This window comes from Lentzea cavernae, assembly GCF_014653695.1.
Taxonomy (GTDB): domain Bacteria; phylum Actinomycetota; class Actinomycetes; order Mycobacteriales; family Pseudonocardiaceae; genus Lentzea; species Lentzea cavernae.
Window position 1 is genome coordinate 158653 of record NZ_BNAR01000011.1, and the last position, 16973, is coordinate 175625.

The following is a 16973-nucleotide window of genomic DNA, read 5'->3' on the forward strand; positions in this document are numbered from 1 at the left end:
GCCGCCGTCCCGGACGACGGCGGCGCACACCGCTCTCGAGGCGCACGCCGCCGGTTCCGCACCCGGACCTGAGCAAGCCCTGCACCGCTACGGCCCGGAAACGCCGAACGCCGGGCCGCACCCGAAGGCGCGACCCGGCGTCCACGAGCGAAATCAGCCGGTGACGACCCGCACGAGGTGGTCGACGGCCTCCGCGACCGGCACCTCGACCCGCTCGCCCGAGCGGCGGTCCTTGACCTCGACGTTGCCGTCCTTCAACCCGCGACCGATCACCAGGATCGTCGGGATGCCGACGAGCTCGGCGTCCGCGAACTTCACGCCGGGGCTGGCCTTGCGGTCGTCCAGCAGCACCTTGAGCCCCTTGGCGCTGAGCTGCTTCGCGAAGTCCTCGCCGGCGTTCGTCAGCGTCTCGTCCTTGCCGGCCACGACGACGTGGACGTCGGCGGGCGCGACGTTGCGGGGCCAGATCAGGCCGCGCTCGTCGTGCGACTGCTCCGCGATGACCGCGACCAGACGCGAGACGCCGACGCCGTACGAGCCCATCGTGATGCGGACGGGCTTGGAGTCCGGGCCGAGGGCGTCGAGCGAGAACGCGTCCGCGTACTTGCGGCCCAGCTGGAAGATGTGGCCGATCTCGATGCCGCGCGCGGCGACCAGCACGCCCTTGCCGTCCGGGGAGGCGTCGCCCTCGCGGACCTCGGCGACGTCGATGACGCCGTCGGGGGTGAAGTCGCGGCCCGCGACCAGGTCGACGACGTGGTGGTCGGCCTTGTCCGCGCCGGTGACCCACGCGGTGCCCTTGACGACGCGGGGGTCGGCGAGGAAGCGGATGCCGTTGGCCTGGATGGCGCCCGGACCGATGTAGCCCTTGACCAGGAACGTGTTCTTGGCGAAGTCGGCCGCCTCCAGCATCGCGACCTCAGCGGGTTCGAGAGCAGCCTCGAGGCGCTTGAAGTCGACCTCGCGGTCGCCGGGGACGGCGATCGCGAGCAGCTCCCAGTCCTTGCCTGGGTGCTTGACCTTCACGAGGACGTTCTTCAGCGTGTCCGCCGCGGTGAACTTGCGGTCGGTGTTCGCGTTGAGGAAGTCCACCAGCGTCTCGATGGTGGGCGTCGCGGGCGTGTGGTGCACCTGCGCCGCGGGCTTGTCGTCGATCGGCTGCTCGGCGGGCACGGGGGTCGCGACGGCCTCGACGTTCGCCGCGTAACCCGACTCGGTGCTGCGCACGAACGTGTCCTCGCCCGTCTCGGCGACGGCGAGGAACTCCTCGGACGCCGAGCCGCCCATCGCGCCGGACGTGGCGGAAACGATCACGTACTCCAGGCCGAGCCGGTCGAAGATGCGGATGTAGGCGTCGCGGTGGTCCTGGTAGGACTGGCTCAGGCCCTCGTCGGTGAGGTCGAACGAGTACGAGTCCTTCATCAGGAACTCGCGGCCGCGCAGGATGCCCGCACGGGGACGCGCCTCGTCGCGGTACTTGGTCTGGATCTGGTACAGCGTGACGGGGTAGTCCTTGTACGAGCTGTACTCGCCCTTCACGGTGAGGGTGAACATCTCCTCGTGCGTGGGGCCGAGGAGGTAGTCGGCGCCCTTGCGGTCCTTGAGGCGGAACAGGTTGGGGCCGTACTCCTCCCACCGGTTCGTCGCCTCGTAGGGCTCCTTGGGCAGCAGCGCGGGGAACTGGATCTCCTGCGCGCCGAAGGCGTCCATCTCCTCGCGGACGACGGCCTCGATGTTGCGCAGGACCTTGAGCCCCAGCGGCAGCCAGGTGTACCCGCCCGGCGCGACGCGGCGGACGTAGCCGGCGCGCACCAGCAGCTTGTGGCTGGGCACTTCGGCGTCCGCCGGATCCTCGCGAAGGGTGCGCAGGAACAGCGACGACATCCTGGTGATCACGGTGGGTACTCCTCGTTCACGGGCAGTTGAAACAGCGTACTGGTTGGACGTTCCCCGAAATCGCGCGCGGTGCTTCGCTTGGGCCCTGACCTGCGCGAACCGGAATTGTCAGACCCCCTGAGTAGCGTCCTTCCCATGCCGCTGACCATTGACATGATCACCATCGACACGGGCGACGCGCGCAAGCTCGCGGAGTTCTGGACCGCCGCTCTGGGCACCACGATCCAGAACGACTGGGGTGAGTTCATCGTGCTCGCGCCGAGCTCGGAGACAGGTCCCGCGCTCGGCATCCAGCAGGTGCCGGACGCGACACCGGGCAAGAACAGGGTCCACTTCGACTCGCACGTGCCCGACCGCAGGGCCGAGGTCGCCCGGCTGGAAGCGCTCGGCGCCTCGGAGGTCGGTGTGCACAGCGTCCCCGGCCTCGTCTGGAGCGTGCTCGCCGACCCGGACGGCAACCAGTTCTGCGTCGGCCAGCCCGGCGAAGAGCTCTAGGGAGCGACCGGCAGCCCGTAGTCGGTCCAGGTCCGCGCCACCTCGAACCCGGCGCGCTCGTACACGCCGAGCGCACTGGTCGGGTTGGCCGTGTCCACCGAGAGCCCTGCGCGCTGGTAGCCCTTCTCCCCGCCCTGAGCCAGCGTGCGGCTCAGCAGGGCCGAAGCGACACCACGCCCGCGGTGCTCCTCGAGGGTGCCGACGTCGCCGATCCACAGCTCGCGGACCCCGGTCATCTCCTCGACGACCGGGTAGTGCCTCGCGAGCACGAACCCGACCACGGCGCCCTGCGAGAGCGCCAGGAAGGAGGTTTCCGGAACGAACCGCTTGCTGGTGGTGAACGACGCCGCCCACTCCTGGGGGCTGCGCTCGACCGAACCCCAGTGCTGGGCGAACGCCGTGTTGCTGACCAGGCGGACCTCTTCGTCACGAGCCGCGGAGAACGGCACGATCTCGTATCCGGACGGGACCGGTGCCTGGGCGAGTGACTCGCCCAGTGCCACCTCCAGCTCGTAGAAGTGGCGGTCGGCGCCGAACCCGAGCTTCTCGACCAGTGCGACGTGCCCCGCGGAACGGCTCTCGACCATGGTGCACACGGTGAGCGGCATGCCTGGGTGCCGTGCGCTGTGAAGTCCGCGCGCCAGCTCCATGAGGCGGGGCAGGAGCCGCAGTCCGATACCTTCGCGCCGGAACCCGGGGTGCACCATCCCGTCGAGCCGGACGCGGTGCGTGCCCACGGGGTTGTCGCGCAACGCGACAAGTCCATAGCCCGCAAGCCTTCCGCCCACGAGCACGGCCAGCGACCCGCCGGGCAGGTCGGTGGTGCCGAACGACTCCGCGAAGTCCTCTTCGGACAACAGCTCGCCGGTGTCGTCGACCGCCTCGGCCGCGTTGTAGAGCGCGGCCACCACAGGGATGTCCGCTGTCGTGAGCGGGCGCCACACGAGTTCCACGCCGATTGAAGCTACGGGGAGGTGATGAGCCCGACAACCGAATAACGCGTTGCCCGCACAAGGCCGCCGCCGCCATCCTGCGACCGATGACACCACCAGAGATCGCACCGCTGCACGACGACCTGACGTTCCACGGACCGCTGTCCCCGGAACGTGCCACCCGCCTGATCCACTCGCTGATGCCGCTCGACGACGCCCACGTGGTCGACGTCGGCTGCGGCTGGGCGGAGTTGCTGCTGCGCACCCTCGAGGCCGCGCCGACCGCCACCGGCACCGGCGTGGACCTGAAGGCCGCGGACATCGCCCACGCGCAAGCCAACGCCGACGCACGCGGCCTGACCGCCCGCGTCAGCCTCCAGGTGGCCGACGTGGGCCAGTGGCACCCGGCCAGGCAGGCGAACGCCGTAATCGTGAACGGCGCCAGCCAGGTGTGGGGCGGAGACCCGTTGCAGCACACGGCGACCGCACTCGCGAAAGTCAGGAACCTGCTCGCCCCCGGCGGCCGCCTCCTGCTGGGCGAGGGCTTCTGGCAACAGGAGCCCACCGAGGCCCAACTGGCCGCGATGCCGGTCCCCCGCGAGCAGTACGGCTCGCTGGCCGACCTGGTCGACCTGGCCCACTCCCACGGCTACCGCCTGCTCGCCGCCGAACAGGCGAGCCTCGACGAGTGGGACGTCTTCGAGAACGGCCACGGCCTCGCCTGGGAACGCTGGCTGCAAGCCAACCCGAACTCCGACCACGCCGCGGAGATCAGGGCGAAGGCCGACGCCGCCCGCAACCACCGGCTACACGGGTGGCGCAACACGCTGGGCCTCGCCTACCTGACGCTGCAGGCGCCCTAACGGGGCGGCTCAGAACGAAGGCCGACACCACACGCGACCACCGGCCACGCGGGTGGCACGGCACGCTCGGCCCCGCCAACCTCACGCTGTAAGCGCCCTAGTGGCGTGGCACAGAACGAAGGCCGACACCACCAGCTGCGCGGGTGGCACGGCACATTGGGCCGCCTACCTCACGCTGCAAGCGCCCTCGCGGGGCGGCACAGAACGAAGGCCGACACCGCACGCGATCACCGGCCGCGCGGGTGGCACGGCACACTGGGCCGCCTACCTGACGCTCCAGGCGCCCTAGCGGCGCGGGGCAAAGGCCGACACCGCACGCGATCACCGGCTACGAGGCGCTAGGCCTCGCCTACATGACGCCGCAGGCGCCCTAGCGGTGTGGCTCCGAGCGAAGACCGACACCCCGCGCAACTTCCGGCTGCGCGGATGACGCGACACGCTGAGCCTCACCTCTGACGTCGCAGGCGCTTTAGCGGCGTGACTTCGGGCGAAAACCGGCACCGCACACAACCACCGGCCGCGCGGGGTGGCACGGCACGCTGGGCCTCGCCTACCTCACGCTGCAGGCGCCCTAGCGGCGCGGCTCAGAGCAGGGAAGACACCACAAGCAATTACGGGCCGCGCGGGTGGCACGGCACACTCGGGTAGCACGGCACCCTTGGCCCGCCTACCTCACGCTGCAAGCGCCCAAGCCACATGGCTCAGGACGTCGGCCGACACCACACGCAACCACCGGCTGCGCGGATGGCGCGACACTCTGAACCTCGCCCACCTCACGCTCCAGGCGCCCCAGCGGCGTGGCACAAGAGCGGTGGCTGGCTGATCCACACTCGGGAAGACGCCTCACGGCACCCAGACAACCGGCTCCAACGATGTGCGAGCAGCCCCACGACACACCCGCCTGAGCGCGAATCCGCTCGGCAACATCCACAACCGCACCACCAGCGGCCACAGACAACGTGGTGCAAAGGGCGCGCTCCGGTCCGTGCGGCTTGCACAGACCAGAACGCGCCTCGCAGACACGCCTGAGAGAACACGGCCGGGCTCGAACCGGCGTCCACCCGGTCCCAGAGCCGGGCGCTCCACCACTGAGCTACGCGTTCCAGGCGTTCGGCGGGCCGGGCTCGAACCGGCGTCCACCCGGTCCCAGAGCCGGGCGCTCTACCGCTGAGCTACCACCGAACGCCCTACAGCCTGCTCAGCCGGGCAGGTCCTGTCCACCCAATACTTCGGTGCGCAGGAGCTTGCCGCTGAACACGTGCGCGCGCCGCAAGACCATGGCCCACAACGGGTCCGACACGGCCACGCCGTGCACGAGTTCTGGTGTCGGCCGGAAGCGGGCGACGCCGCCGTGCTGACGAGGTGCCGTCCAGCCGGAGCGCGCGGGGTCGACGCGGTGCTCGTGGCAGGCCGCCTCCACGTCGGCGCGCGTGCACGTCGCCGTGCCGTCGAGGACCTGCCACGGCAGCGGAAGCCGTGCCCACACCGAGGTGTCCGGGTGCAGGCCGCCGCCCGACTGCCGGTGCCACGCGGCGAGGTCGGCGGCCATCACCCGCATCACCTTGCCCGGCCACGCGTCCTCGAGCAGCGGCGTCAGGCCGGCGGCGTGCAGGCAGGCGATCCAGCCGCCGCGCGCGGCGTTGAAGGCGCCGGCCAGCGCGTTCCAGCTCGAGGAGTCGGTGCCGCGCCGCACGACCATGGTGGCCTTGTCGATCTCCGACGAGTCCCACTGCTCGGCGAGCATCAAGGCCACCGACCTCGTCGCCGCCGACCACCGGCCCAGCAGTTCGCCGAGCTGGTCCGGGCGCAGCCGGTCGAGGACCTCCCGGGACGGGCAGGTCAGCGAGATCATCGCCCAGTCGGTGCCCTCTCGTGCCGTGCAGCGCCCGAACAGCACCTCCGCGACCTGGTCGAACGGGTTCTCCCGGCCGGAGAGCGCGAACTCGCGGCGCAGCTTGCGACGCGCCGTGTAGTAGGCGATGAAGCACGCCGCGTCCGGATCGGCGCGGAACCTGTCGCGGTCGATCGTGCCGGTGAGTCCGGCCGCCGCGAACAGGGTCACGCGGCGCATCCTCCGCGCGTGCTCCAGCCGTCCGGCCTTCGCGGACATCCGGCGCAGCATGCGGAAGCGCTTGTTGTACTGGCGCTTCGAGAGTTCGATGCCGGCGGCGGCGCGGGCGTCGCGGTTGTGCCGGTCGGTGAGGAAGTCCGTGCGGGCCGGGTCCCAGTCGATCTCCGCGCCGGCCAGCGCGGCGAACTCCAGCACCGAGATCGGGTCGTCGGGGTCCACATCGGCACCGTCCACCCCGAACAGGGACCGGGCCGCGGCCACCTGACGCGCGGCACCGACCGGGCGGGCGTAGTCGGCGCTCATGCCCGAGAAGCCGAACCGGCGCGACGCGTGCGCCGCGACGTCGCCGATCACCGCGCGCTCGGGGCGCGTCAGGTTCGGCAGCGCCTCCAGCACGAGGACGGCCACCTCCTCGGGGCGCGGCCGGGCGTCGAGTGAGCGGTACAAGCGGTCGAGTGCGTCCACGCCTTCCAGATGACCACGCCCTGTCCAGCTGTTTTCGTGCTTTGCCCTACTCTTTTCAACCGTGCTGGTGCTGCTTCCCCCGTCGGAGACCAAGGCGATCGGCGGCGAGGGCGCGCCGCTCGACCTCGACGCGCTGTCGTTCCCCGAGCTCAACCCGGTGCGCGACAAGCTCGTGTCGGCACTGGCCGATCTCGCGAGGGATGTGCCCGCGAGTCTCAAGGCGCTCGAGATCTCCGAACGCCAGGTCGACGAGGTGCACCGCAACGGCCGGCTGCGCACGTCGGAGACGACGCCCGCGCTGCTGCGCTACACCGGCGTGCTCTACGACAACCTCGACTTCCCGTCGCTCAGGAAGGCCGAGCGGGAACGCGCCTACCAGCGGCTCGCGGTCTCGTCGGCGCTGTTCGGGGCCGTCCGCGGCGGTGATCCGGTGCCCGCGTACCGGTTGTCCGGTGGCAGCGCGCTGCCCGGCCACGACAGCCTGCGCACGCTCTGGAAGCCCTCGCTGGAGCCGGTGCTGAAGGCGGCTGACGAGTTCGTCGTCGACCTTCGTTCCGGCGCGTACTCGAGCCTCGCGAGGATCCCGCACGCCGTGGTGGTCCGGGTCGTGACGAGCGAGGGCAAGGTCGTCAGCCACTTCAACAAGGCGCACAAGGGGCTGCTCGCCCGCGCCATCGCGAAGTCCAGCGCGGAGCCCGCGGACCTGAAAGGCCTGGTCAGGCTCGCGCGGAAGGCGGGGCTCACCATGGTTCCGACGGGCGAGAAGACCGCGGACCTGATCACCGGTTAATTCGGTTGCGGGCACGCAGGCCCGCACGGCAAGCTCTCCCCCGAAGCGACGACGGAGCTGGATCGAGGAGGTGCGTGATGTCAGAGCCTGTCTTTGGACGTGGCACCGCACTCGCGACCCGTCCAGCCGCCCTTCGCGCCTGATCAGCACCGTTTGATCGCAGAGCGCCAGTGGGGCGGTCACCTCCACCGCTTGGGAGACCCCACCGTGCGCGAGCACGATCTCTACGAACGTTACGAATCTGCTTTCGAAGGCGCCGACGACACCATGCGGCGCAAGGGAAAGCGCACCACCACCCGGCGCGACGACGCGGAACCCACGCGTCGCGGGCGCATGACCGAGGAAGAGAAGCTGCGCGTCGCGCGAGTGCGCGAGGACCAGCTCAGCACGGCCGACACCCCCGAGGACGGCGACCGCTGGTCCACGTGGGGCGATGCCGACCAAGGTCCCAAACCGCACCCGAGCTGGCTCATCACGGAACTGGCCGCGGTCGACCGCGAGCTCGGCATCGTGAAGACCGGCAAGGAGGCGGACGTCTTCCTGCTGGAACGCGCCATCGGCGACAGGTCGAGCCTGCTCGCCGCCAAGCGCTACCGCAGCAACGACCACCGGATGTTCCACCGCGACGCGGGGTACCTCGAGGGTCGTCGCATGAAGAAGTCCCGTGAGACGCGGGCGATCGCGAACCGCACCGCGTTCGGGCGCAACCTGATCGCGGAGCAGTGGGCGGTCGCGGAGTTCGCCGCGCTCACCAGGCTGTGGCAGATCGGCGCACCCGTGCCGTACCCGGTGCAGCGCAGCGGCACCGAACTGCTGCTGGAGTTCATCGGGGACGCCGACGGCAACGCGGCGCCGCGGCTCGCGCAGACCCGTCCCGACGAGGACGAACTGCTCGACCTGTGGCGCCAGCTGGTCGCGACGCTGTCGACGCTCGCGGAGGCGGGCATCACGCACGGCGACCTCTCGGCGTACAACCTGATGGTCCACGACGGCAGGCTGGTCGTGATCGACCTGCCGCAGGTGGTCGACCTCGTCGCGAACCCCCGCGGCGTCGAGTTCCTCGACCGCGACGTCCGCAACGTCTGCGGCTGGTTCGCCGCGCGCGGCCTGCCGCCGGAGATCGGCGACCCGTCCGCGCTGGTGGCAACGCTGCTGGACGTGGCGGGTATGACCTGACCCTCGTCGCGCGCCCGGCCGTGTCCAACGACACTGCCGGGCGCGCGAGGTGTCGTGATAGATCAGCTAGACTGTGCTGTACACCGATGAAGGCTTGACTGCCGTTGACCGGTGTTTCCACCCACTCATCAGCGGCGTGACCATCACGCCGGGCCCGTCCTTGTGATCGGCACCGCGGTAGCTCGCGGGGCAGCCTCGAGACGTGCCATGTCCCGGAGGTTTGTTTTGCCATCAATGTCCGAAGGTCGTTCCGAGCGTGGACAAAGCCGCAGGGCACCGCGGCGCCGCTCGGGTCGCCAGGGCAGTTCCTCGCGTCCGCAGCAGCGGGTCGAGGAACCGATCGTCGCCGAGCACTTCGAGAGCACGCTGCCGGAAGGCCCGCTGCCCTCGTTCGCTGAGCTCGGCCTGGCCGACGCGCTGATCCGCTCGCTCGTCGCCAACGAAATCACCGAGCCGTTCCCCATCCAGGCGGCCACCCTTCCCGACGCGATGTCGGGCAAGGACATCCTCGGCCGCGGCCAGACCGGCTCCGGCAAGACGCTGGCGTTCGGCCTCGCGATGCTGTCCCGCCTCGCGGGCGGCCGCTCGATGCCGAACAAGCCGCGCGGCCTGATCCTCGTCCCGACCCGCGAGCTCGCGATGCAGGTGGAGACGGCTCTCACGCCGCACGCCCGCTCGCTGGGCCTGTGGTGCCGCGTCGTCGTCGGCGGCACGTCGTTCCCGCGCCAGATCGAACACCTGCGCCGCGGCGTCGACCTGCTGATCGCGACGCCCGGCCGTCTGTCCGACCACGTCCGCCAGGGCACGTGCGACCTCGGCTCCGTCGAGATCACCGCGCTGGACGAGGCCGACCAGATGGCGGACATGGGCTTCATGCCCCAGGTCCGCGCCATTTTGGACCTGACCCCGCAGGACGGTCAGCGCCTGCTGTTCTCCGCGACGCTCGACGGCGACGTGGACAAGCTGGTGCGCCAGTACCTGCACTCCCCGGTGACGCACTCGGTGGCCCCGTCCACCGCGAGCGTCACGACCATGGAGCACCACCTGCTGTTCGTGTCCGCTGAGGACAAGCAGAACGTGGTGACCGAGGTGGCCGCGCGCGAGGGCCGCACAATCATGTTCGTGCGCACCAAGCACCACGTCGACCGCCTCGCCAAGAAGCTCCGCTCGGTCGGCGTCCACGCCGGCGCCCTGCACGGCGGCAAGGCTCAGAGCGCGCGCACCCGCGTGCTCGGCGAGTTCCGCGAGGGCACCACGCCCGTCCTCATCGCGACGGACGTGGCAGCCCGCGGCATCCACGTCGACGACGTGTCCCTGGTCGTCCACGTCGACCCGCCGGCCGACCCGAAGGACTACCTGCACCGCGCGGGCCGCACGGCCCGCGCAGGCCAGTCCGGCACGGTCGTCACCCTGGTGACGCACGACCAGCGCCGCGCCGTCCAGGGCATGGCCGCACGCGCGGGCATCCGCCCGGAGAGCACGAAGGTCCGCCCCGGCGACGACGACCTGGTCCGCATCACGGGCGCCCGCCTGCCCTCCGGCGAACCGATCATCGAACGCGAGAAGCCGGCCCGCCGCAGCAGCGGTGGCAGCGGCGGTCGTCGCTTCGGTGCTCCCGCCGCCGGTGCAGGCCGCGGTGAGTACCGCGGTGGCTCCGGTCGTCGCACCGAGGGTGGCGGTCCGCGTCGTTCGGAGCGTTCCGAGGGTGGTGGCCGCGCGTTCGGGCGCACCGAGCGCAGCAGCGCGGGTCGTCCGCGCCGGGCGGCACCGCAGCACTGAGCTCGACCTGATCAACGGCTGAGGCCGCTTCCCCACTCCGGGGAGGCGGCTTTCGCCGTGTGTACGGTGCCCCATGGGGCGGAACTGGTACCTGCTGTGGAGCGGTAGCGCCGTCTCGGCGCTGGGGGACGGCATCTTCCTGGCGGCACTCCCCCTGCTCGCCACCACCCTGACCCAGGACCCGAAGCTGATCGCCGGCGTGAGCTTCTTCGGTGCGCTGCCCTGGTTGCTGGCCGCACTCCCGGCGGGCGCCGCGGCCGACCGGTACGACGGCAGGCGCCTTCTCCTAGTGGCGCTGTGGGTTCAATGCGTGCTCATGGTGATGCTTGCGGTGTTTCACAGCGCGCACATCGCGTTCCTGTACGGCATGGCGTTCCTGATCGGCACGGCCGAGAACGTTCCTCGGGCCGTGGGGCAGCCGCTCATCAAAGCCACTGTGGAGGATCACCTGCTGGAGCGGGCCAACGGGCGGTTGTTCGCCTCTCAGGCGGTGGCGCTGCAGTTCGTCGGGCCGCCGTTGGGTGGGTTGTTGTTCGTTGCGGCGGTGGCGGCGCCGTTCTGGGTCAACGCGCTGACGTTCGCGGTCGCGGCGTTGTTGGTCACCGGGATGCGTACGGAGCGGAAGGAACCCGTTGCCAGGGCCAAGGCCCGTGAAGGGTTGCGGTGGTTGTTGCGGCACAAGGGGTTGAGGGTCGTCACGGTGGTGACGGCGACGACGAACCTGTGCATCGCGATGACGATGGCCACGTTGGTGTTGTTCGCGCAGCAGCGGCTGGGGCTGTCCGGGGCGGGGTTCGGGGGGCTGCTCGCCACGCTGGCGTGTGGTGGGGTGGCAGGGGCGCTGTTCGCCGAACGGATTTTGGCCAAGGTCCGCCACGCTGTGCTGGTGACTGTGGTGGTGATTCCGTTGATGTGGCTGGGGATTGCGACGGTGGCGCGCGATCTGTGGACCGTGGCGGTATTTGCGGTGGTGAGTTCGTTCTGCACCGCGGTGTGGGGTGTGGCGACGTCCAGTTTCAGGCAGCGGGTGGCGCCGCCGGAGTTGCTCGGCCGCGTCAGCAGCGCGCAGACGTTGATCACGTGGGGTGTTCAGCCCGTCGGCGCGCTGCTGGGCGGGTTCGTGGCGGACTACTTCGGGTTGCTGGCGCCCTGGTATGTCGCGGTGGCGCTGCGGAGCGTTGTCGGACTGCTCTGTCTCAAGCCGTTACGGGTTCACTTCTTGGCCGCTGCCTTGAACGTCCACTGTGCGGTGGAGCCGGAACAGGACGCCGCTGTCACCTTGCCGGACGCGTCGCGGTAGCACTTGGTGTTGTACTGCATGTCGGAGATGGTCTTGTTGGGGTTGATGGACCATTGCTGGGCCGGGCCGCCGTCGCACTTCTTCAGCAGCACCTTGCCGGAGGAGAGGGTGGTGCACAGTTGGGGTGAGCCCTGTTCCATGAACGCGCCGTGGAACTTGAACTGCTGCGAGGCCGCGCCGGTGCAGGTGGCGGTCGTCAGCTGGGAGCCGGAGGAGCCGCCCTGCAGGCACTTGCCGGTCGAGACGTTCTTGTACTCGCCGTTGGTGGTCTTGGGCTTGGCGCCGCCGTAGCACTCGCCGGTCGAGGTGTTGAAGATCGGCGTCGGGTCCACGGCGAGGTTCGACGGCGGGTTGAGGATGGTCTCCTCCATCACCGGTTTGCCGTCGTCGTGGTAGTTCGTCAGCGCGTCCTCGCAGTCGATGGCGTTCATGGCGTTGCCGCCCTTGCCGCCGATCCAGGCGTCGAAGTGCCACAGCTTCGGGCCGCCGTTGGGGCCGTTGCCTTTCCAGTCCTGCTCGCAGGAGGAGCAGGAGTCCTCCATGACGAAGTACTTCTTCACGCGCGGGAAATAGATCTTCGTGCCCGGTTTGGCCTCTTTGCTGGACGTCGCGAACGTGATCGGGTCGGACCACGTGCCCTTGCCGCCGGCCGTGTCGTGCAGGCCGGGGTAGGCGATGTCACCGCCGGGCGGCGTGTTGTCGTACCAGCCGTAGAAGGTCCAGAAGACCTGTTGGGATGCCGCGTTCGCCGGGACAGAACCGACCAAACCGGACATCGCTAGCAGAATACCTGCCGCCAAAGACAGGGCGCGTTTCATGCGGGCCTCCGCGAACCGGTGGACTTGGCGGCGTGAATGCAGAGTCCACCGGGTGCGCGGCTTTTGTAAAGAAACTTATCTAACTATTTGCTGGAGCAATGCCGGCGACGGGGCCGACCACGATGATCGCCGGGGGACGAACCTCCCAGGCCTTCACGTCCGCACCCAGGGAGTCCAAAGTGGACCGGTAGACGCGCTGAGACGCCGTGCTGCCCTCCTGGATCACGGCGACGGGGGTGGAGCCGGGGCGGCCCTCCATCAGAGCCGTGGCGAACGCTCCGGCTCGTTCGACCGCCATCATCAGCACGACGGTGCCTTGGAGGCGTGCAATCGCGGGCCAGTCGACGAGAGAGCGCGGGTCGTCCGGTGCGACGTGCCCGGATACGACGACCACCTCGTGCGCCACGCCTCGGTGCGTCACGGGCACACCGGCCAACGCGGGCACACCGAACGCGGACGTCACACCTGGCACCACCGTCACGGGGATCCCGGCCTCGGCGCACGCCAGAAGCTCCTCGAAGCCGCGCCCGAAGACGTACGGGTCGCCGCCCTTGAGCCGGACGACGAACTTGCCCTCCTTGGCGCGGTCGACCAGCGTCTGGTTGATGAACTCCTGCGTCGCCGCACGCCCGTAGGGGATCTTCGCTGCGTCCACGACCTCGACGTGCGCGGGCAGCTCCTCCAGCAGCTCACGCGGTGCCAGCCTGTCGGCGACGACCACGTCCGCGTGCGCCAGCAAGCGCTTGCCCTGCACGGTGATCAGCTCGGGGTCACCGGGGCCGCCGCCCACCAGCGCCACGCCGACGGGCGGTGCGGCCTGGTCCGCGATGCGGCCGTCGCGCAACGCCGCCACGAGCCCGTCCCGCACCGATGCCGAACGGCGGTGCTCGCCGCCTGCGAGGACGCCGATCAACATGCCGTCGTGCATGCCGGTGGCGGGTGTGACGGCCGTGCCCTCGACGGCGATGTCCGCGCGCACGCAGAACACGCGCTGCGAGGTCGCCTCCTCGCCGATCTGCGCGTTCACCTCGATGTCGGACGTGCACGCGACCACGTACCAAGCGCCCTCGACGTCACCTGTTTCGAAACGCCTTTCATGCCACGTCAGCTCGCCCGCGTCGACCATGCCCTGCACGGCGGGGGTGACGGACGGCGACACGAGATCGACGACGGCGCCGGACGCGATCAGGCGGGGCAGACGGCGCTGCGCGACCGTGCCTCCGCCGACCACGAGGACGCGCCGGCCCCGGAGGTCGAGGCCGGCCAGGTAGTGCTGTTCAAAGGGCATGCGTAGAAGCATCCACACGGGACACGCCGTGTCCAGCCGAAGGGAACATGGTCACAGCGCCAGCAGCTCGAAAGAGGTGGCGAGCACCCCTCCGAAGCGCTGTCCCGTGGTCTCCGCCATCGAACGGAGGAACGGCTCCGGGTCGGCCATGTCGCCGCTCAACGCCTCCAGGTACGCCTTGTGCGCGCGTAGAGAGGCCACGGAAGCGTCGAACGAGTCGGTGATGTCCACGGCGTGCGTCGACAACGGCGAGGACGCCGCCGCCACGTACTTGACGCCTTCCCACTTCTCCAGCCCGAGCTCCGGGAAGATCCACCGGTTGCCCGCGTCGCGCACCGCGTCGACGGTCGCACGCCCGACGGCGATGTGGTCGGCCATGTTCAGGCCACCACCGGGCCAGGTCTCGCGGTAGTTGCCGGTGATGACGAACTCCGGCCGGTGGCGGCGGATCGCGGCCGCGATGTCTCGCCGCAGTGGGATGCCGTACTCGATGGTGCCGTCCGGGTGGTCCAGGAACTCGACGACGGTCACGCCGACGGCCGCGCAGGACGCGATCTGCTCCTCGACCCGCAACGGCGCGCAGGTGTCCGGTTCCATCGAGTCGATGCCGTTCTCACCACGGCACGCGAGCAGGTACGTGATGTTCTTGCCTTGAGCGGTCCAACGCGCGATAGCGCCCGCACCGCCGTACTCCATGTCATCGGGATGAGCGACGACGACCAGCGCGCTCGACCAGTCTTCGGGCACAGCTTCCAGATCCGGCATGCGTGCAGGGTGCGCGCCGGAGCACGCACCCTGCAACACAAGGGTCAGAGCTGAGCGGTGATCACGTCGTAGTAGGTCGCGATGCGGCCGTACACGCCGGGGTAACCGGCGCCGGCACAGCCACGGCCCCACGAGGTGTCACCGATGAGCTTGCCGCCGTACACCAGCGGGCCACCGGAGTCGCCCTGGCAGGTGTCGGTGCCGCCCTGCGGGAAGCCCGCGCACACCATCGAGCTGTTGCTGTACTGCGGGTACGCGGTGCGGCAGGTCGCGTCGGACGTCAGCGGCACGTTCGCCTTGAGCAGGTAGCGCGAGGCGGAACCACCCGAGGAGGTGGTGCCCCAGCCGAGGATCAGCGCCGAGTTGCCCGCCGCGTAGAGCGCGGTGTCGGACGGCGTGGCCAGCGGCAGGGTGGCCGAGCTGATGTTGCGGTCGAGCGTCAGCACGGCCACGTCGAAGCCGGACGTCGCGGAGCGGTAGCTCGGGTGCACCCAGATCCGGGTGACGCTCGCGACCGTGCCCGCGGTGCTCTGCTTGTCGTCACGCCCGTGCACCACGCGCGTGCTGGACGCGGACCGGCCCGAGACGCAGTGCGCCGCGGTGACGACCTTGTTGGCCTTCACCAGCGTGCCACCGCAGAACTGGGAGCCGGAGGTCGAGGCCAGGTAGACCACCCAGGGGTACGTCGAGGTGCTCGCCCGCGTACCGCCGACGATCATCGGCGAGACGTCGCCCGCGTTGGCTGCGGGAGCGACGAAGAAGATGCTCGCGAGAGCGGACACCACAACGGACACGATCAGGCGATGCAGGGTTTTCGCCATGTTGCCAGTCCTTCCCTATGACGCTGTGTGTGCAGGGTGTGAAGTAACGGCACACACAGCGTCACGGGCGGAGATTCGGCGGCGTAACCGCCATTAGTCGGACATGTCCGACTTCACAATTGACTACTTGAGAATTCCCCGCGCCTGGAACGCGGCCGCGACGGTGGCGGCGTCCGCGTCACCGTAGAGCTTCTTCGCCGTGGCGACGGTGGCGTTGGCGGCCGCCTCGAAGGTGGTCGAGGGCGAGTAGGAGAACTGCGACTCCAGCACGATCTTCGCCGACTTGTCCCGGCCGAACGCCTGGTAGACGTCCCACAGCGCCCGCGACCAGATCTGGCCGTCGAAGTGCACCTCGTTCTGGCGCTGGCTCACCGTGAGGTTCGTGTCGGTGCGGCGCAGGCAGTGCGGCGTCTCGGTCGTGTACGCCGTGGCGTCCCAGTCCATGATGCACGCCAACGGGGTCGTGGCCGTGTCCTTGGCGTCGCGCGAGGACATGATCAACGCGAACCAGTCGCCGAAGCCCTCGCCGATCGAGCCGCCGTCGAGCGACGAGCCGAAGTTCGGCACCTGCGCGTCCTGGATGGCGTGGCCGAGCTCGTGCCACACCACCTCGACGTCCTCGGCGTCGTCCACGCCACCCGTGCCGAACGTGATCTGGTCCTTCGACGGGTCGTAGAACGAGTTGTCCTCGGTCAGGCCCAGCGTGGTGATCTTCTGAGCCTCGTTGTTGATGTTCGTGAACCCGAGGCCCTGGATGTACTTCTGCGCCTCCGTCACGCCCCAGTAGGCGTTGACCTGCTCGAAGTAGTCGTTGGCGCGGGTGTACTCGAACTTGTTGTTCTTGTTGTACGCGAGCTTGCTCTTGGCGCCGGTCAGCGTCGCGTACTTGCCCTTGAGGTAGCCGGAACCGTCCAGATCGGACAGCGTGACCGTCTTGTACGCGGCGGCGGGCACGGCCGAGTCGGCGTCGTTGGCGTCCTTGAGGTTCTGGTTCTGCTGCGACGCAACGGGGTTCGGGCTGAACACCTTGCCGGTGCCACTGGCGTGCTTGACCAGGCTCTCGGTCTTCACGACGGCGCCGGACTCCGCGTGCACCAGCGTGCGCTCGGATCCCTTGCCGTTGTCGGAGATCACCTCGTAGACGAGGCCGGTGCCGGGCAGCACCTTGAGGTTCGCACCCTCCGGCGCGGAGACCTTGGTCTTGGCGTCCTCGGCGGTGACGGCGGGCGTGACGTCGACCGAGCCCACGGCGAGACGGCCGTCGTCCACGGTCTTCGCACCGGTCGCCTTGTCGACGTGCTCGACGTAATACGCGCCCAGCACGGGTTTTCCGTCGTAGGTCTGCTCGTACCAGGTGTGCGTGGCGGTCAGGGAGTCGCGGACGACGAGCAGCCGCAGGCCTTCCTTCGGCGCGGCGGCCTGGGCGGTGATCGTCAGCAGGGACAGTGCGACGCCGGCGGTGCAGGCGACAGCGACGAGACGACGGGCTCTCATGCCGGTCTCCAGTGCTTTCG

Annotated in this window: 14 protein-coding genes and 2 tRNA genes; 6 read left to right on the plus strand and 10 right to left on the minus strand. The window is 69.7% G+C overall.

Translation table 11 applies throughout. The features are described 5' to 3' along the window. Positions 1–153: 153 nt before the first annotated feature. On the minus strand, positions 154–1896 hold the full coding sequence (locus IE307_RS31220) for a proline--tRNA ligase (RefSeq protein ID WP_191302971.1): 1743 nt from the start codon (positions 1894–1896) through the stop codon (positions 154–156). 135 nt (positions 1897–2031) lie between these two features. Here IE307_RS31220 and IE307_RS31225 point away from each other — a divergent pair, with 135 nt between their 5' ends. Further along, positions 2032–2391: a VOC family protein gene (locus IE307_RS31225; protein WP_191302972.1), complete on the plus strand. Its 360-nt coding sequence runs from the start codon at positions 2032–2034 to the stop codon at positions 2389–2391. On the opposite strand, the gene IE307_RS31230 is transcribed toward IE307_RS31225, so the two are convergent. Next, positions 2388–3344, minus strand: a complete 957-nt coding sequence (locus IE307_RS31230; protein WP_191302973.1) for a GNAT family N-acetyltransferase — start codon at positions 3342–3344, stop codon at positions 2388–2390. The two genes, IE307_RS31225 and IE307_RS31230, sit on opposite strands and share 4 nt — an antisense overlap. Before the next feature lie 86 nt (positions 3345–3430). On the opposite strand from IE307_RS31230, the gene IE307_RS31235 reads away from it, so the two are divergent. After that, entirely contained in the window at positions 3431–4186 is a 756-nt protein-coding gene (locus tag IE307_RS31235; protein ID WP_191302974.1) for an SAM-dependent methyltransferase, read from the plus strand. 1030 nt (positions 4187–5216) lie between these two features. On the opposite strand, the gene IE307_RS31240 is transcribed toward IE307_RS31235, so the two are convergent. From IE307_RS31240 to IE307_RS31250, 3 genes are all read right to left on the minus strand, one after another. Next, a tRNA-Gln gene (locus IE307_RS31240) sits at positions 5217–5289 on the minus strand. Between the two features lie 6 nt (positions 5290–5295). Continuing rightward, a tRNA-Gln gene (locus IE307_RS31245) sits at positions 5296–5368 on the minus strand. A 16-nt stretch (positions 5369–5384) separates the two neighbouring features. Next, entirely contained in the window at positions 5385–6722 is a 1338-nt protein-coding gene (locus IE307_RS31250) for a YheU family protein (RefSeq protein WP_191302975.1), read from the minus strand. A 61-nt stretch (positions 6723–6783) separates the two neighbouring features. Here IE307_RS31250 and yaaA point away from each other — a divergent pair, with 61 nt between their 5' ends. The 4 genes from yaaA to IE307_RS31270 all read left to right on the plus strand — a co-directional run bounded on the left by yaaA (position 6784) and on the right by IE307_RS31270 (position 11767). Continuing rightward, complete coding sequence (gene yaaA, locus IE307_RS31255) at positions 6784–7512, plus strand: peroxide stress protein YaaA (protein ID WP_191302976.1); 729 nt, start codon at positions 6784–6786, stop codon at positions 7510–7512. A gap of 207 nt (positions 7513–7719) precedes the next feature. Further along, positions 7720–8688 carry a serine protein kinase RIO gene (locus IE307_RS31260; RefSeq protein WP_373306057.1) on the plus strand — a complete coding sequence of 323 codons (969 nt, stop codon included), beginning with the start codon at positions 7720–7722 and terminating at the stop codon, positions 8686–8688. Positions 8689–8922: 234 nt separating this feature from the next. Beyond that, entirely contained in the window at positions 8923–10467 is a 1545-nt protein-coding gene (locus IE307_RS31265) for a DEAD/DEAH box helicase (protein ID WP_191302977.1), read from the plus strand. A 73-nt stretch (positions 10468–10540) separates the two neighbouring features. Beyond that, complete coding sequence (locus tag IE307_RS31270) at positions 10541–11767, plus strand: MFS transporter (protein WP_191302978.1); 1227 nt, start codon at positions 10541–10543, stop codon at positions 11765–11767. On the opposite strand, the gene IE307_RS31275 is transcribed toward IE307_RS31270, so the two are convergent. From IE307_RS31275 to IE307_RS31295, 5 genes are all read right to left on the minus strand, one after another. After that, entirely contained in the window at positions 11680–12543 is an 864-nt protein-coding gene (locus IE307_RS31275) for a ricin-type beta-trefoil lectin domain protein (RefSeq protein ID WP_191302979.1), read from the minus strand. The two genes, IE307_RS31270 and IE307_RS31275, sit on opposite strands and share 88 nt — an antisense overlap. Before the next feature lie 121 nt (positions 12544–12664). Further along, positions 12665–13873: a uroporphyrinogen-III C-methyltransferase gene (gene cobA / locus IE307_RS31280; protein ID WP_191302980.1), complete on the minus strand. Its 1209-nt coding sequence runs from the start codon at positions 13871–13873 to the stop codon at positions 12665–12667. A 51-nt stretch (positions 13874–13924) separates the two neighbouring features. Next, on the minus strand, positions 13925–14638 hold the full coding sequence (locus IE307_RS31285; RefSeq protein WP_191302981.1) for a PIG-L deacetylase family protein: 714 nt from the start codon (positions 14636–14638) through the stop codon (positions 13925–13927). Between the two features lie 44 nt (positions 14639–14682). Next, positions 14683–15459, minus strand: a complete 777-nt coding sequence (locus IE307_RS31290; protein WP_191302982.1) for a S1 family peptidase — start codon at positions 15457–15459, stop codon at positions 14683–14685. 123 nt (positions 15460–15582) lie between these two features. Further along, positions 15583–16953 (minus strand): M36 family metallopeptidase, encoded by a 1371-nt coding sequence (locus tag IE307_RS31295; RefSeq protein WP_191302983.1) that lies wholly within the window; start codon positions 16951–16953, stop codon positions 15583–15585. Positions 16954–16973: the final 20 nt, after the last annotated feature.

Excerpts from the sequence above, each read along its gene's own strand:
- IE307_RS31225 (WP_191302972.1), top strand. The coding sequence starts at position 2,032 with ATGCCGCTGACCATTGACATGATCACCATCGACACGGGCGACGCGCGC.
- IE307_RS31235 (WP_191302974.1), top strand. The coding sequence starts at position 3,431 with ATGACACCACCAGAGATCGCACCGCTGCACGACGACCTGACGTTCCAC.
- IE307_RS31265 (WP_191302977.1), top strand. The coding sequence starts at position 8,923 with ATGTCCGAAGGTCGTTCCGAGCGTGGACAAAGCCGCAGGGCACCGCGG.
- IE307_RS31270 (WP_191302978.1), top strand. The coding sequence starts at position 10,541 with ATGGGGCGGAACTGGTACCTGCTGTGGAGCGGTAGCGCCGTCTCGGCG.
- IE307_RS31275 (WP_191302979.1), bottom strand. The coding sequence starts at position 12,543 with ATGTCCGGTTTGGTCGGTTCTGTCCCGGCGAACGCGGCATCCCAACAG.
- cobA (WP_191302980.1), bottom strand. The coding sequence starts at position 13,873 with ATGCCCTTTGAACAGCACTACCTGGCCGGCCTCGACCTCCGGGGCCGG.
- IE307_RS31285 (WP_191302981.1), bottom strand. The coding sequence starts at position 14,638 with ATGCCGGATCTGGAAGCTGTGCCCGAAGACTGGTCGAGCGCGCTGGTC.
- IE307_RS31290 (WP_191302982.1), bottom strand. The coding sequence starts at position 15,459 with ATGGCGAAAACCCTGCATCGCCTGATCGTGTCCGTTGTGGTGTCCGCT.
- IE307_RS31295 (WP_191302983.1), bottom strand. The coding sequence starts at position 16,953 with ATGAGAGCCCGTCGTCTCGTCGCTGTCGCCTGCACCGCCGGCGTCGCA.